The 15,475-nt window shown below is 71.7% G+C and carries 13 protein-coding genes; 11 read left to right on the top strand and 2 right to left on the bottom strand.

Annotated elements, in window-relative coordinates:
• Nucleotides 1-16: 16 nt before the first annotated feature.
• A complete protein-coding gene (locus LG278_RS00465) occupies nucleotides 17-2,302 on the top strand; it encodes a hypothetical protein (RefSeq protein ID WP_404389845.1) in 2,286 nt (761 codons plus the stop codon).
• 112 nt (nucleotides 2,303-2,414) lie between these two features.
• On the top strand, nucleotides 2,415-2,753 hold the full coding sequence (locus LG278_RS00460; RefSeq protein ID WP_404389843.1) for a hypothetical protein: 339 nt from the start codon (nucleotides 2,415-2,417) through the stop codon (nucleotides 2,751-2,753).
• 80 nt (nucleotides 2,754-2,833) lie between these two features.
• Here LG278_RS00460 and LG278_RS00455 read toward each other — a convergent pair whose 3' ends face one another.
• Together LG278_RS00455 and LG278_RS00450 are read right to left on the bottom strand one after the other, a co-directional pair.
• Nucleotides 2,834-3,043 carry a dodecin gene (locus LG278_RS00455; RefSeq protein WP_404389841.1) on the bottom strand — a complete coding sequence of 70 codons (210 nt, stop codon included), beginning with the start codon at nucleotides 3,041-3,043 and terminating at the stop codon, nucleotides 2,834-2,836.
• A 93-nt stretch (nucleotides 3,044-3,136) separates the two neighbouring features.
• Entirely contained in the window at nucleotides 3,137-3,949 is an 813-nt protein-coding gene (locus LG278_RS00450; protein ID WP_404389839.1) for a DeoR/GlpR family DNA-binding transcription regulator, read from the bottom strand.
• A gap of 115 nt (nucleotides 3,950-4,064) precedes the next feature.
• Here LG278_RS00450 and LG278_RS00445 point away from each other — a divergent pair, with 115 nt between their 5' ends.
• The 9 genes from LG278_RS00445 to LG278_RS00405 all read left to right on the top strand — a co-directional run bounded on the left by LG278_RS00445 (nucleotide 4,065) and on the right by LG278_RS00405 (nucleotide 15,467).
• Nucleotides 4,065-5,003, top strand: coding sequence for a PfkB family carbohydrate kinase (locus tag LG278_RS00445; RefSeq protein ID WP_404389837.1), 939 nt, complete (start codon nucleotides 4,065-4,067; stop codon nucleotides 5,001-5,003).
• A 64-nt stretch (nucleotides 5,004-5,067) separates the two neighbouring features.
• Entirely contained in the window at nucleotides 5,068-5,967 is a 900-nt protein-coding gene (locus LG278_RS00440; RefSeq protein WP_404393487.1) for an aldolase, read from the top strand.
• Nucleotides 5,964-7,409, top strand: a complete 1,446-nt coding sequence (locus LG278_RS00435) for a hypothetical protein (protein ID WP_404389835.1) — start codon at nucleotides 5,964-5,966, stop codon at nucleotides 7,407-7,409. Before LG278_RS00440 ends, LG278_RS00435 begins: the two co-directional genes overlap by 4 nt.
• A gap of 29 nt (nucleotides 7,410-7,438) precedes the next feature.
• Nucleotides 7,439-8,764: an ABC transporter substrate-binding protein gene (locus LG278_RS00430; protein WP_404389833.1), complete on the top strand. Its 1,326-nt coding sequence runs from the start codon at nucleotides 7,439-7,441 to the stop codon at nucleotides 8,762-8,764.
• A gap of 2 nt (nucleotides 8,765-8,766) precedes the next feature.
• Nucleotides 8,767-9,723, top strand: a complete 957-nt coding sequence (locus tag LG278_RS00425) for a carbohydrate ABC transporter permease (protein ID WP_404389831.1) — start codon at nucleotides 8,767-8,769, stop codon at nucleotides 9,721-9,723.
• A gap of 10 nt (nucleotides 9,724-9,733) precedes the next feature.
• Complete coding sequence (locus LG278_RS00420) at nucleotides 9,734-10,549, top strand: carbohydrate ABC transporter permease (RefSeq protein WP_404389829.1); 816 nt, start codon at nucleotides 9,734-9,736, stop codon at nucleotides 10,547-10,549.
• A 2-nt stretch (nucleotides 10,550-10,551) separates the two neighbouring features.
• Nucleotides 10,552-12,852 (top strand): TIM-barrel domain-containing protein, encoded by a 2,301-nt coding sequence (locus LG278_RS00415; RefSeq protein WP_404389827.1) that lies wholly within the window; start codon nucleotides 10,552-10,554, stop codon nucleotides 12,850-12,852.
• Complete coding sequence (locus tag LG278_RS00410; protein ID WP_404389825.1) at nucleotides 12,842-13,975, top strand: M24 family metallopeptidase; 1,134 nt, start codon at nucleotides 12,842-12,844, stop codon at nucleotides 13,973-13,975. Before LG278_RS00415 ends, LG278_RS00410 begins: the two co-directional genes overlap by 11 nt.
• A 73-nt stretch (nucleotides 13,976-14,048) precedes the next feature.
• Nucleotides 14,049-15,467, top strand: coding sequence for an NAD-dependent succinate-semialdehyde dehydrogenase (locus LG278_RS00405; protein ID WP_404393485.1), 1,419 nt, complete (start codon nucleotides 14,049-14,051; stop codon nucleotides 15,465-15,467).
• Nucleotides 15,468-15,475: the final 8 nt, after the last annotated feature.

Genomic DNA, 15,475 nt, shown 5'->3' with positions numbered 1-15,475 from the left:
CGCTGGGGGCCCGTCCATGGCAGATCTGACCGCTCTTGCCCGCTACTTTGCCACCGAGCTCGGGCCCGCGCTGACCTCGATCATGCAACCGCTGCAGATCGTCGGCGTCGAGGTGACCCAGGCGATCCAGCACTGTCGGGCCCGTGAGCACCTCACGGACGAGCGCGACCGCCGCCCCGACAACTCCCTCGCGCTCGTCGCCGACAAGCCCGCCGTCGTGCGCGTCTACGTGCGCGGTGGCCTGCGCGACCTCACCGGGGTGCGGGGCACGGTCATGGTGCAGCGGCAACGCCTCGGCCTCTGGGTCGACACCGACCACCTGGCCGTGATCGCGCCAGGGGTGACCACCGCGTTCCGCGACGCACCCTTCGAGAGCACCCGCGGCTCGATGCTCGGCTCGCTCAACTTCTCGGTGCCGGGCCGAGACATGCAGGGCCGGATGCGCCTGAGGGTCAGGGTGGAGCAGACCGCGCAGCCCGACGTGCACGACGAGCTGAACGTGATCGTGCACGCGACGCTGCGCCAGACCCTGCGCCTGCGGGGTGTGCCCGTGCGCTACTGGGGCCCTGACCCTGCGGGCAACCCGACCCGACTGGCGGCGCCCACCCAGGCCGACTTCGAGCGGGAGTGCGCGTGGATCTGCAACGCGTGGCCCGTCTCCCCGCGCCCTGACGTCACGCTCGCCGGCACCTTCACGTGGAGCAACCCGCTGACCGGCAACATGGCCGGGGGCGACTGCCCCGACAGCTGGAGCGACCTGCTCTTCTGGCTCGCCATCGCCCGCTACCTCGACGGCGACCTCGACGACCGCTTCTACTACGCGCTGCTGCCCAACGGGGTGCCCGTCGGCGACACCGGCGGGTGTGGGGCGCCGGGCGCCGTCGGGGCCGGCTTCCTCGGGGGCAACGGCGGCGTGTCCCTCGCGCACGAGCTCGGGCACGTGCTCGGCTTCGACCACGTGCGCGGCAGCCTCCCGCCCGACGACGACGAGTGGGACCCGGCCTACCCCGCCTACGAGCCCTACGACTCCGAGACCATGCGGACCGGCACCATCGGGGAGTACGGCCTCGACGTCACGACCACGTCCGTGCGCAGCCCCAACTGGTGCACCGACTTCATGGGCTACGGCCCGGGCCGCTGGGTCTCGCCCTACCAGCACCGCCGCCTCATCCGGCACCCCATGCTCCACCCCGTCCACGTGCCGCTCCCGGCAGACGCCTTCCCACCCGTCATCGAGGAGGGACCGGCCGAGTGGCCTCCCGGTCTGCCGGTCCCACCCGACGACCCCTGGGGTCCGTTCGTCGACGCCGTGCGCCCCCCGACCCGCGAGCCGGCCTGGGTCGTCGTCGGCATGCAGACGGCCGGCCGCGTCGACGTGCGCCACGTGCTGCAGCTCGACCTGCTGCCGGGCGTCACGGGCCCACGGCTGAGGGGTCAGGTCGTCGAGTTCGTCGACGACCAGGAGCAGGTGATCGCTCGGGCGCCGGTGCACGTCGTGCCCACCCGGGCGTGCGGCGGCGACCACGGGCAGGACGGGACGCCCCACGGCAGCCGCGGCTGCGGCTGCGGCGGGTGTGGAGGCTGCGGCGGGACCGCCCGCCGCCAGACGGACGGCGACCCCGCCCGCATGGTCGTCGCCAAGGTGCCGCACCCCGGGGCCGAGCAGGCCGCTCGGGTCGCGGGGGTGCGACTGCTCGAGCACGGCAGGACCGTGTGGAGCAGGCAGGCTCCTGCGCGGCCACCCGAGCTGGGAGGGGTCGAGGCCGGCGTGGACGGTGACCAGGTGATCGTGCGCTGGCAGTCGAGCGCCGCTGACGATGCCGCGCGCCTCGATCGCTTCGTGCGCTGGTCGGGCGACGACGGTGAGACCTGGCAGACTCTCGCCCTCGGGGTCGACGAGGACGAATTCGTCGGCGCCGCAGGCCCGTTGCCGCCCGGTCCGGTGCTCGTGCACGTCGTCGTCAGCGACGGCTTCCACACCGTGACGAGCGAGCCCGCGTTCATGGAGGTGCCGTGGCGCCCGCCCAGCGCCGCCGTGCTCTGGCCGCGGGCCGAGGCGCCTGTCGACCCCGCTGCCCCGCTGCGGCTGTGGGGAGTGGCCACGTCCTGCGACGGCCACCCGGTCGACGACGAGCGACTCGAGTGGGCACTCGACGGCGACACCGTCGCCCGTGGCGCCGACGCGTGGGTGCCGGCGCCCCTGTCGGTCGGTGAGCACCACCTGGTCCTGCGCGTGGACGACGGTCACAGCTCTGCCGAGTCCGAGGTCGTCTTCACCGTGCGCGAGCCGCGCCACGGCTAGCACGCGCCACCCGTTGCCGGGGTGACCATCCCGCCAGGACCCGAGGCCCGGATCGTCCCGTTGTGGCTAGGGTGTGCCTGCACGACCCACCAACAACCTCAGGGGATCTCACATGAAGCGACGGATCATGACCATCGCAGCCGCCTTCGCGGTTGCGCTCGCCCTCCCGGTGGCAGGCGCCACGCAAGCGCAGGCCGCCACCGGCAAGTCGAGCATCTACGACTGCTGGAGCCGCACTATCTCCTCCGACCGTCACCAGATGAGCGTCGTCTGCAACCCGCCCGGCGCGAAGTACTACTTCCAGGTGCAGTGCTCCTGGTACAGCGCCGGACAGGGCGGCAGCTTCTGGCGCTCCTCGTCCTGGACCAGTGACGGCTACCGCGCCACCGCCAGCTGCGGCGCCAGCGCCTACGTGACCGGCGTCGGCGGCACCGTCTACTGGAGCAGCTGAGTCCGCGCAGCACCCGAGAACGCCGCCGGGCGGCATACCAACGCAGGAGTATGCCGCCCGGCGGCGTCGTTTCCGGAGGCTCAGTCCTCCATGCGGAAGCCGAGCTTGACGGTGACCTGCCAGTGCGCGACCGCGCCGTCGACGAGCTGGCCGCGGATGTCCTGCACCTCGAACCAGTCGAGGTGGCGCAGCGTCGAGCTGGCCTTGGTGACGGCGTTGCCGACGGCCGCCTCGATGCCGTCGGGGGAGGTGCCGACGACCTCGGAGATCGCGTAGACGTGGTTGGCCATGGTTCCTCGATTCGGACGAAGCACCCGGACTCTCCGAGTCGCCACGTTCACGCTAGCCCCGGGGAGGCCTGCTGACACGCGGTCTGCGCCACGTCACCGGACGATCTGCACGCCTTCGGGGAGCGCGGCCAGGCGCCGGGCCATGTCGGGGGGCGGGGCGGCGTCGCTGACGACACCCGTCACGGCGTCCCAGCCGCAGAGCAGCACGGGCGCCGAGGTCGTGAACTTGCTGGCGTCGACGAGCAGGACGATGCGCTCGGCGATGCCCATGAGGGCCAGCTTGGTCGGGCGCTCGTTGTCGGTGGAGACGTAGATGCCGTGCTTGTCGACCGCGGCCGCCCCGAGAAGCAGCGTGTCGACCCGCAGCCCGCTGGTGGCCTCGACGGTGCGCGGACCGACGAAGGCCTGGCTGCTGGGCAGCAGCTCGCCGCCGAGCCCGACGACCCGACCGAGGCCGCGCGTCAGCGCGAGCTGCATGACGGGCACCGAGTGCGTCACCACCGTGCCCTGGAAGTCCGGGGGCAGCGCCTGCATGGCGGCATACGTCGTCGTGCCCGCGTCGATGGCCACGGTCGCCCGCGCGTCGAGGCCCCGCACGGCGGCCTCACCGATCGCCTGCTTGCTCTCGGCGTGCTCGCCGGCCCGTCCGGTGAACTCCGGCGAGTGCAGCGCGGGGCGCAGCGCGCTGACGCCGCCGTGGACGATGCGCACCCGGCCGTCGACGGCGAGCTTGCGCAGGTCACGCCGCACGGTCATGTCGGAGACGCCGAGTCGGCGGGTCAGCTCGCTGACGGAGACGAAGCCGGCGCCCTCCACCGCGTCGAGGATGCTCTGGCGACGCTCTGGAGCCGTGTCGTAGCGCAGGGAGGAGCTGTCGCTCACTGCGTCGATGGCCGGGTCTCGCACGTCCACAGCATACGGGAGGACGCGAAATTCTCCCCACGAAGGTGTTGACTTTCCAACATTTGCTGTTAGCGTATCAACATCCCCAATGGAGCGGCCCGAAGGAGCGCAGCAGCGCATGACGTCACGACACGACATCGAAGCGGTCTTCGTCGGAGTGGCCACGCTCGACGCCATCGCGCTCGTCCCCTCCTTCCCCAGCCCCGACGAGCGGCTCGTCGCCGACGAGGTGTCGTATGCGGGTGGTGGCCCTGCCGCGACCTCCGCCGTGGCCGCTGCCCGACTCGGAGTGCGCACGGCCTTCGTCGGCACCGTCGGCGACGACGCCAACGGACGCGCGGTGCTCGCCGGCCTCGAGGCCGAGGGCGTCGACGTCACCGGGGTGAGTGTCGCTGCGGGGGAGTCCACCGCCGCCAGCGTCGTCATCGTCGACCGCAGCCGCGGCACCCGCGCGATCTGCAACCGCCCCGCGCCCCGCATCGACGTCTCCGCCGGCGCCGACCTCATCACCGCAGCTCCGCTCGTCCACGTCGACCACGCGGGCTGGGAGCCGGTGCACCGCGCCGGGCTCGTCCGCGACCAGGGCGTCCTGTCCGTCGACGCCGGCAACCCGATCCCGGGCTTCGACCCGCGCGGGGTCGGCCTCTACGTGCCGACCGTCGAGGCCCTGCGCCTCATCCACGGGGAGTCGCTCTCGGTCGACGAGCTGCTCACCGCGAGCATCGCGCAGGGGTGCCGCGTCGTCGTGGCCACCGACGGCTCCAAGGGGTCGTATGCGTTGACCGCGGACGGTGACCGCGCCCACGCCCCTGCCCACGCCGTCGACGTGCTGAGCACGCTCGGTGCGGGCGACGTCTTCCACGGCGCGCTGGTCGCCGCGGTGGTGCGCGGACTGCCCCTCGCCTCCCGGCTCGCCTTCGCCAACGCCACCGCCGCCCTGTCGTGCCGCGGGCTCGACGGCCGCTCGAGCATCCCGCACCTCCCCGAGGTGCTCGCAGCCATCTCGCCCGACCCGGTCGACGACGCGACCGGCGTGACCGTCGCACCGACCCGCTGAACCGCCGAACCACCCACCACCCGTCCGAGCCGTCCACCTCAGCAGGAGAAGCCCCGTGACCGACATGACCGACATCACCGACGAGACCCCGACGAGCAGGCGCTACGGCCTGGCCGACGTGGCACGGCCGAGCGGCGGCTTCGCCATGCTGGCCGTCGACCAGCGCGAGGCCATGCGCGCGATGTTCGCCGAGCACCAGAGCGCACCGGTCACCGACCAGCAGCTGACCGACTTCAAGGTCGCCGCCACGCGGGTGCTCACTCCCTTCGCCTCCGCGGTGCTCGTCGACAAGCAGTTCGCCTTCGACGCCGTGGTCGACGCCGACGTGGTCGCCCCCACCTGCGGACTCATCGCCGCCGCCGACCACTTCGTCGCCGGCAACGGCGAGTTCGTGACCGCCGTCGATATCGACCACGACGTCGACCCGGCCGCCGTCCGCGAGCAGGGCGCCGTCGCGATGAAGCTGCTCGTCATCCACCGCCCCGACGAGGCCGCCTCTGGGCGCATCGAGATGGTGGAGGAGTTCGTCGACCGGTGCCGCGCGGCAGGGCTGGTCAGCATCATCGAACCAGTCGCCAAGGCACCCCGGGCCGGCGGCGCGTGGGACGCGGAGGCCTGCATCATCGAGGCCGCGCAGGAGCTCGGCTCCCTCGGCGCCGACCTCTACAAGGCCGAGGTGCCCTACAAGGGCCAGGGCACGGAGGAGCAGATCCGCCGGGCCTGCGCCCAGATCACCGAGGCAGTCTCGTCCCCGTGGGTCGTCCTGTCGTCCGGCGTGCCGGCCGACCTCTTCCCGCGGTCGGTCGAGCTGGCCTGCCGCGAGGGCGCCTCGGGCTTCCTCGCCGGTCGCGCCGTCTGGGCGTCGGTCATCGGCAGCGACGACGTCGAGCGCGACCTGCATGAGGTCTCGATCCCGCGCCTGCAGCGCCTCGGCCAGATCGTCGACGAGGTCGTGCAGGCATGAGCACCACCGCCGACACCACCACCGCCCGCACCACCGGCCCGCGCGTTGTCCTCGTGCCGACGGCCCGGCCCACCTTCGCCGTCGACGTGGCGCGCCGCCTCGCCGACGAGGCCCGCGCCCTGCTCGTCGAGCTCGGCGCCGAGGTGACGGGGCCCGACGAGCTCGTCATGACACCCGAGGACGTCGCGGCAGCGAAGCACTTCGTCTCCGGCGAGGCCGACCTCGTCATCAACGTCTGCGCGTCCTTCTCCGACGCCACCCCGGCGCTCGAGCTCTACGGCGACCTCGAGCAGCCGGTGCTGCTCTGGTCCTTCCGCGAGCCCGGACCCGTGGGCGACCGGCTCTGGCTCAACTCGATGTGCGGGGCCAACCTCTTCGGCCACGCCCTCGTGGTGCACGCCCAGCGCACCCCGCGCCTGCTCTACGGCAACCCCGACGAGCCGGCCACCCGGCGCACCCTCGAGGCGGCCCTCGCGGGCCAGCTCCCTGCGGCCGTGCCGGCACCCACCGCCCAGGGGCCGCGCGCCGACAGCGCCGACGTCGCGACCGCCCTCGGCGCGCTGCGCGGTCGCCGGCTCGGGCTCGTGGGCGACGCGCCCCCCGGCTTCACGCCGAGCCAGTACGACGGCGACCTCGTGCAGCGACTCTTCGGCATCGAGATCGCCCAGACCCCCGTCGAGGCGATGTTCGACCGCGTCGAGGACGTGGCCGACGGCGAGGCCGAGGCCGAGCACGACGCTGCTGTCGCGGCCCAGCCCTCGCTGGCCTCGGTCGACGGCGGGCAGGCGCTCACCTCCGCGCGCATCACGACGGCCATGCGCGGCTGGCGCGACGGGGAGTCGTTGTCGGGCATGGCGATCCGCTGCTGGCCCGAGTTCCCGACCCAGCTCGGAGCCTGCCCGTGCTCGTCCCTCTCGCGTGTGGCCGACGAGGGCACCCCGACCGCCTGCGAGCGCGACGTCTACGGCGCGATCACCATGCTGCTCATGGAGGCTCTCGGGTCAGGCACCACCTACCTCGTCGACACGGTCGACCTCGACGGCGAGAGCAACGTCGTGCGCCTCTGGCACTGCGGCGCGGCCGCCACCTCCCTCGCCGCGAACCCCTTGGACGCAACGCAGTTCACCCACTGCAACCGCAAGCTGGGCGTGGCGGGCAACTTCCCGCTGCGCACCGGGCCGGTCATCATGGCCCGCCTCACCGAGGACCCGGCGCAGCCGGGCAACCTCCGTCTGCTGCTCGCCTCGGGCGAGTCGATGCCCGAGCCCAACCGCTTCCAGGGCAACACCGCCGCCGTCCGGCTCGACGGCGACGCAACGCAGTTCGTCACCGGTCTCGTGACCGGCGGCTTCCCCCACCACACCGTCCTCGCGTGGTCCGACGTGCGCCCGCAGCTGCGTGCCGCCGCCGACCTCCTGGGGATCACTGTCGTCGACTGGTAGTCCCAGCAGGATCTGAAGGAGAGACAACGATGTCTGACCAGAACACCACCATCGGCCGCCGCCGATTCCTGCACGGGCTCGGGGCCGTGGGCATCGGGGGCGCGCTCAGCGCCTGCGTCGGGCCGACGATCACCTCGCGGGGCAGCGGCTCCGCGTCGGGCGGCGCGGACGCGCAGGTGCTGCCCGCCGTCAACGGCTCGCCGGCCACCGGCAAGGTGTCCTTCGCCCACTGGCGTGCGGAGGACAAGGAGGTCTTCGACAAACTCATCGAGTCGTTCGTCAAGGCCAATCCGCAGGCCTCCGTCGAGCAGGACATCGCGCCCTCGAACGACTACCAGAGCACGGCTCTGCAGAAGGTCAAGGGCGGCACCATCGGCACCGCCTTCGTCGCCTTCCGCGGCGCGCAGTTCACCAACATGAACAAGGCCGGGCTCTACGCCGGCCTCGGCGCGCAGCCCTTCGTCGACGGCTACTTCGCAGAGCTCATCAAGGCGGGTCAGGCTCCGAGCCGGGCCCAGATGGGCCTGCCCTACCAGCTCGTCTTCAACATGCCGATCTTCAACGAGGACGCCTTCGAGGCAGCCGGCGTCAGCTCGCTCCCGACCGACTGGGACGGCTTCCTCGCCCTCTGCGAGACCCTCAAGGCCAAGGGCCTGACCCCCATCGCCTGGCCCGGCGGCGAGCCGGCCAACTCCGGCCAGCTCATCAACTCGATGGTCATGAACAACATGCCGACCGACACGGCGTTCGCCGACATCGAGGCCGGCACGCGCAAGGTCACCGACGACTGGTTCCTCGAGACCCTGAAGCAGTACCAGCAGCTGGCGCCCTTCTTCGAGGCCAACTCCACGGGCACGAGCTCCGAGCCGCTGCAGCAGCTCTTCGCCAGTGGCAAGGCCGGCATGCTCGCCACCGGGTCCTTCCACATCAGCGCCGTCCGCAAGCTCGGCGCAGAGTTCCCGATCGGGCTCATCGCCCCGATCACGGTGGCCGCCGACAAGGCGAAGTACGAAGGCATCTACAACGCGACCTTCATCCTCGGTGTCAACAGCGCGGGCACCGGCCAGGACGCCGCGCTCAAGTGGGTGGAGTTCCTCTCCGACCCGGTCAACGCGGCCGTCTATGCCAACGGCACCTCGCAGCACGTCACGGTCAAGAACGTCGACTACACCAACGCCGACCTCAAGCACAACGCCCCGTGGCTGGCCAAGAAGACGCTGCTCGCTCCGCGCTTCCAGTTCAACAACCTCGACATCCGGGCCGCCGTCGAGGCGTCCTGCGTCGCGGTCGTCGGCGGCACCTCGCCGGACCAGGCCGCCGAGCAGGCCCAGGTCATCATCGACCAGAGGAAGTGACCATGTCGACCACCCTCACCCCGCCGAGGCCCCCCGAGGCGGAGCCCAACCCGACCGTCGAGGCACCCTCGGCCGGCCGCGGCCCCATGGCGGCGCACCCGGCGCTGTGGCTCTTCCCCGTTCCGGCGCTCGTGCTCTACGTCGCCTTCTTCGTCATCCCGACGATCCAGGGCGTCGTCTACTCCGTGACCGACTGGGACGGCTTCAGCCCGACGGCGGAATTCGTCGGACTCGACAACTTCGTCACGATCTTCACCAACGACGACCTCTTCCGCAACGCGCTCGGCAACAACCTCAAGTTCATGCTGGTCGTCGTCATCTTCCAGACGATCTTCTCGCTGGTGCTGGCCGTCTTCCTCACCAAGAACTCGAAGTCGTCGGTTGCCCTGCGCTCGATCTTCTTCTTCCCGACGATCCTCTCGAGTGTCTCGGTCGCCTTCATCTGGAAGTTCGTCTACGACCCCAACTTCGGGCTCATCAACTCCGTGCTCGACTACGTCGGGCTCGACCAGTTCCAGAGCGCTTTCCTCGGCAACGACTCCCAGGCCATCTACTGGGTCGCGATCACGCAGGTCTGGTTCCACGTCGGCCAGATGATGATCATCTACATCGCCGGGCTCCAGCAGATCCCGCAGGAGCTCTACGAGTCGGCCCAGACCGACGGCGCGAGCAGGTGGCAGCAGTTCCGCCACATCACGCTACCGATGGTGGCCCCGGCCACCGCCATCGTCATGGCCTACACGACGGTCCAGTCGTTCAAGGCCTTCGACCTCATCCTCGGCCTCGGCGGCAACCCACCCAAGGGGTCGCTGGACATCCTGTCGACCCGCATCTACTCCGGCTTCGCCAACTCCCAGTTCGGTTATGCCGCAGCGGAGTCGCTCGTCTTCATGGCGTTGATCGCCGCCATCACCTGGATCCAGCGTCGGGCCGTCAAGGCCAGCAACCCGGACGCGTGAGGAGAGCACCATGAGCTACCAACTGACCCGCCGCACCGTGCTCGGCATCTATGCCGTGCTGGTGATCGTGCCGCTCGTCGTCGTGATCTTCGGCAGCTTCAAGACCAGCCAAGAGCTGTTCGCCTCGCCGTTCGGCCTGCCCACGGACTGGCAGGGAGGCAACTACCAGCAGGTCGTCGGCGAGTCCGGACTCGGCGTCGCCTTCCGCAACAGCGTCATCGTCACCGGGCTCTCCGTGCCGCTGACCCTCTTCATCGCGAGCCTCGCCTCCTACGGCATCGCCCGCACGACGGGATGGAAGAGCGCGCTGCTCTTCGGCTTCATCGTGCTCGGCATGGCCGTGCCGGCCCAGGCCAACATGATCCCGCAGTACGTCCAGTTCGAGACCTTCGGGCTCACCAACTCGCTGCTCGGCCTCGTGCTGATCAACATCGTGACGACCCTGCCGATCGCGGTCTTCATCATGACCGGCTTCCTGAAGACCCTCCCCAAGGAGCTCTTCGAGGCTGCTGCCGTCGACGGCTCGGGGCCGTGGCGCACCTACCGCTCGGTGGTGCTGCCGGTGTCGGTGCCGTCGCTCTCGGCGACCGCGATCTTCCTCTTCGTCATCCACTGGAACGACCTGCTCTACCCGCTGCTCTTCATCAACGACGCAGAGAAGCGCACGATCCCCGTCGCGCTGCTGTCCTTCCAGGGCGAGTTCCTCACCGACTACCCGCTGCTCTTCACGGGTGTCGTCGTGGCCTCGGCGCCGATCGTCCTCGCCTACGTCTTCCTCCAGCGCTACTTCGTCGCCGGCATCACCGCCGGCGCGGTGAAGGGGTGACCATGCACGAGTCCTCATCGACCCCGACCCAGACCCTCCTGCTCCGCCGGGTCCAGCAGGTCCAGCAGGGCACGCAGGACACCGTCAGGCTCGCGGTCGACGCCCTGCCGGGTGTGCAGCTCGGTGTCATGCCGGGCTGGCTCACCGGGGAGCCCCTCGAGGCACAGGGCGTCGAGACGCAGATGCCCAACCTGCCCGACCTCGAGCTGCCGCCGACCGACGTCACGGCCTTCGAGCTGCGCATCAGCGCACCGCAGCCCGACTGCCTGAGGTTGACCCTCGCTCCGGCCGGCGCGGCAGTGCTGGGCGACGACGGCACCGGGCTCGGCATCGTCGTCGACCCGTCGCCCGCGCCCGAGTCGCTCACCGTCGAGGAGGCCGACACGCACGTCGCGGTCAGCACGGGGTCACTGCGCCTGGAGGTCGGCCGCGCGCCGTTCACCCTGCGCCTGGTCGACCGCAGCAGCGGCGCGACCCTGCTGCGCACGGCCGACCGGCTCCGCCAGGTCGCCGGCCTGCTCACCGCTCCGTCGGTCGTCGTCGACGACGAGACGACGACGCTCAACCTCGAGCTCGCACCCGACGAGGACGTGCTCGGCTTCGGCGAGCAGTTCGGCCGGCTGGTCAAGAACGGCCAGCTGCTGACCCTGCGCAGCGAGGACGCCTGCGGCACCGGGACGGGCCTGGCCTACAAGCCGGTCCCGGTGTGGCACTCGTCGCGCGGCTACACCGGCTTCGTCAACACCGGAGCGGTCGTCACCGCCGACGTCGGCCACTCGTTCCCGTCAGTGCTCTCGCTGGGTCTGCACGACGCCGCGATCGACCTCTACGTCTTCGCCGGCGCCGACCCTACAGCCCGCCTCACGGCATACACCGCCCTGACGGGACGTGCCGACGTGCCCCAGCCCTGGGCCTTCGGCTACTGGATGGGCCGGTGCCGCTACCACACGAGCGAGGAGATGCTCGAGGTCGGCCGCGCCGCGCGCGCCCACGGGGTGCCGATGGACGTGCTGCACCTCGACCCCGACTGGCTCGTCGTCGACCGCCTCAACACCGACTTCATCTGGAACACCAGCCGATTCGGCGAGCGCAAGCAGTTCGTCAGCGACCTGGGCGAGCTCGGGCTGCGGCTGTCGGTGTGGGAGCTGCCCTACCTCGACCCCGCGTCGCCGATCTTCGAGGAGGCCGAGCGCGAGGGCTATCTCGTGTGCCGCACCGACGGCAGTCTCGCGGGCATCCAGAAGACGCCGACGCCCGACGGCCGGATGCGTGCCCTCATCGACTTCACCAACCCTGCTGCCAAGCGGTGGTGGCAGGAGATGCACCGCGACTTCCTCGACGACGGCGTGGCCGTCTTCAAGACCGACTTCGGCGAGGCCCTGCCCGACGACGTCGCGCTCTTCGACGGCACACCGGCCAACCAGGCGCACAACCTCTACCCGCTGCGCTACAACGGAGCGGTCTCCGACGCGATCCGCGAGTTCACCGACCGCCCGCCGCTCGTCTGGGGCCGCAGCGGCTGGGCGGGGTCGCACCGCTACCCCGGGCAGTGGGGCGGCGACGCCGAGTCGACCGTCGCCGGCATGCAGGCCACCGTCCGTGGCGGCCTGTCGTATGCGATGAGCGCCCCGGGCTTCTGGAGCCACGACATCGGCGGGTTCTTCGGTCCCGAGCTGACCCCCGCCCTCTACGTCCGCTGGACCCAGCTCGGTGCGCTCTCGCCGCTCATGCGGGCCCATGGCCTCCGGCCGCGCGAGCCGTGGGCCTTCGGCGAGGAGGCCCTCGACATCTGCCGGGACTGGGTGCGCCTGCGCTACTCCCTGCTGCCCTACCTGTGGCAGGTGGCGCGCGAGTCTGCCTCCAACGGCTGGCCCGTCCTGCGCCCCCTGGGCCTGCACCACCCCGACGACCGCGTCGCGCGCAGCGTCGACGACAGCTTCCTGCTGGGCCGCGACCTGCTGGTCGTGCCGGTCTTCGACGACGGCGCCGCCCCGGTGCAGCGCACGTTCTACGTGCCCGAGGGTGAGTGGTTCGACCTGCACGACGACACCCGCTACGAGGGTCCCGGCTTCCACACCGTCGAGGTGCCGCTCGAGCGCATGCCGGTGCTCGTGCGCGGCGGCGCGGTCATCCCACGGGTCGAGGTCGACGAGACCGTGCGATCGGTGGAGGACCTGCACGGACGGCCCTGGACACTGCACGCCTACGGCGACGTCGTCGGGTCCGGGTCCGGGCCCGAGCTCCTCGACTTCGACTCCCGCCCCGCGGTCGTCGCGGACGAGGTGGTGCGGCATGGGTCCTGATGTCGTGGCGCCTGAGGGCACGCGCTGGATCGACCTGGGCGACAAGCTCGCCCGGCTGGCCGACCTCGCTCGCACGCTCGACCTCGACACCGTCGTGCTGCGCGAGCCGGCCAACCTGGCCTGGCTGCTCGGCGCCCGCGTCAACGTGCCCCAGACCCTCGACACCGCCTGCCTCGACGTCGTGGTGCACCTCGACGGCGGGCACGCGCCCGCCGCGCTGACCGTCGTCACCAACGCCATCGAGGCGCCGCGGCTGCGCGACACCGAGCTGGCCGGGCTGGGCGAGGCGTGCGACCTGAGCTGGGCGGTCGTGCCGTGGTGGGAGCCACGCGACGGGCAGCTGCCGACCGGGCCGCGGGTCCGCTGTGACCGAGCGCTCCCGGACTCTGCTGCCGTGGGAGCCGACCTGGCTGCGCTGCGTCGCCGGCTCACCACCCACCAGCAGCACCTGCTCACCGACGTATGCCGTGACGCCGCCTCCGCCGCAACTGCCGCCGCGCTCACTATGACTCCCGGCACCACGGGCTATGCCGCCGCCGGCGAGCTGGCTCGCCAGCTGCTCGAGCGACAGCTCGACCCGATCGTGCTGCTCGTGGGCGGCACCGACCACCTCGACGCGCACCGCCACCCGCTGCCGCTCGCCGAGCCCGTCGGCCCGCGGGCCCTGCTCGTCGCCTGCGGGCGCAGGCACGGCCTCGTGGCCAGCGTGAGCCGGATCGTCTCGTTCGCCCCGCTCAACGACGAGCAGCGCGACGCCTACGCCCGCCTGCTGCAGGTGGAGCAGGTCTTCCTCGACGGCTCCCGCGTGGGAGCGCGCCTCGGCGACGTCGCGGCAGCCGGCTGCGCGGCATACGGGGAGCAGGGCTTCGACCCCGACGAGTGGCACCGGCACCACCAAGGGGGACTGAGCGGCTTTGCCCCGCGCGAGTTCCCCGCGCACGCCTCGAGCGACGTCGTGCTCGGTGACGGCGCGGTCGTCGCGTGGAACCCCAGCGGCGCCGGTTGGAAGGTCGAGGACACGACCCTCGTGCTGCCCGACGGTCCGCGCCCACTCGTCGCCGACGGGCGCTGGCCCAGCGTCCAGGTCGGCGGACGGCAACGCCCCGACGTGCTCGTGCCCTGACCTGTCCGACGCATCACTACAGCCGACTCGCCTGCGCCGCAGGCTGACCCATCAAGGAGACGCAGTGACCACCATGCCCAGCCAGCTCATCGACGGCGCCTGGGAGGACGGAGACTCCTCCCTCGAGGTCACCAACCCCGCCGACGGGTCGACCGTCGGCCACGTCGCGTGGGGAGGCGCGAAGGACGCCCGTCGGGCCGCCGATGCGGCCGCCCGCGCGTTCGGCGAGTGGTCCGACCTGCCCGCCCGGCGCCGCTCCGACATCCTCATGGAGGCGGCCCGCCTCATCGCCGAGCGCGCCGAAGACCTCGGCACGCTGCTCGCCCGCGAGGCCGGCAAGCGGCTGCCCGAGGCGGTCGGTGAGCTGGCCTTCAGCGCCGAGTACTTCCGGTGGTTCGCCGAGCAGGCCCGCCGACCCAGCGGGCAGGTCATCCCGCACGAGGCCGGCGACCGGCGACACGTCACCGTGCGCCGCCCGGTCGGCGTCGTCGCCTCGCTGACCCCGTGGAACTTCCCCTGCTCCATCCAGGCCCGCAAGCTCGCTCCCGCCCTGGCGGCGGGCTGCACCGTCGTGGCCCGCGTCTCGGAGAAGGCCCCGCTGGCCGCCACCGAGATGATCCGCGCGCTCACCGACGCCGGAGTGCCCGCCGGGGTCGTCAACCTCGTGCACGGGCCGGCCCGCGAGGTCACGCAGGCCCTGCTCGACCACGAGGCCGTGCGCGCCGTCACCTTCACCGGCTCGACCCCGGTCGGACGAGAGATCATGGCGGGCGCGGCCCGCCGGGTCGTGCGGCCGCTGCTCGAGCTGGGTGGCGACGCCGCCTTCGTCGTCCTCGACGACGCCGACCTCGACGCCGCCGTCGAGGGGGCGATGCTGGCCAAGTTCCGCAACACGGGTCAGTCCTGCATCGCCGCCAACCGCTTCCTCGTGCACGAGGACGTGCACGACGCCTTCGTCGAGCGACTCACAGCACGGATCGACGCCATGAGCATCGGCGACGGTCTGGCCGAGCAGTGCCCCGACCTCGGGCCGGTCATCGACACGACGAGGGTCGAGGCCGTCAACTCCCTTGTCGACCAAGCGATCTCGCTCGGCGCGACCAGACTGACCCGGCAGCGTGAGCTGCCCGAGCGCGGCACCTTCGTGGCACCCACGCTGCTCACCGACGTCCCCGACACGGCCGACATCGCCACGCAGGAGGTCTTCGGCCCCGCGGCCGCCGTCTTCCGCTTCCGCGACCTCGACGAGGCGGTCGCGCGGGCCAACCGCACGGAGATGGGGCTCGCCGCCTACGTCTGGTCGCGTGACATCTCGCGCTGCTGGCGCACGGCCGAGCGGCTCGAGGCGGGCATCGTCGGGGTCAACAACGCCCTGCCGTCGGTGGCCTTCGCCCCGATGGGAGGCGTCAAGCAGTCCGGCCTCGGGCGAGAGGGTGCGGACCTCGGCCTGGAGGAGTTCGAGGACGTCCGCTACCTCTCGCTCGGTCTGTGACCGGTCGC

This window comes from Humibacillus xanthopallidus (genome assembly GCF_044793955.1).
Taxonomy (GTDB): Bacteria; Actinomycetota; Actinomycetes; order Actinomycetales; family Dermatophilaceae; genus Humibacillus; species Humibacillus xanthopallidus_C.
Note: the sequence above shows the minus strand (reverse complement) of the source record. Positions and strands in the feature narration are given on the sequence as shown.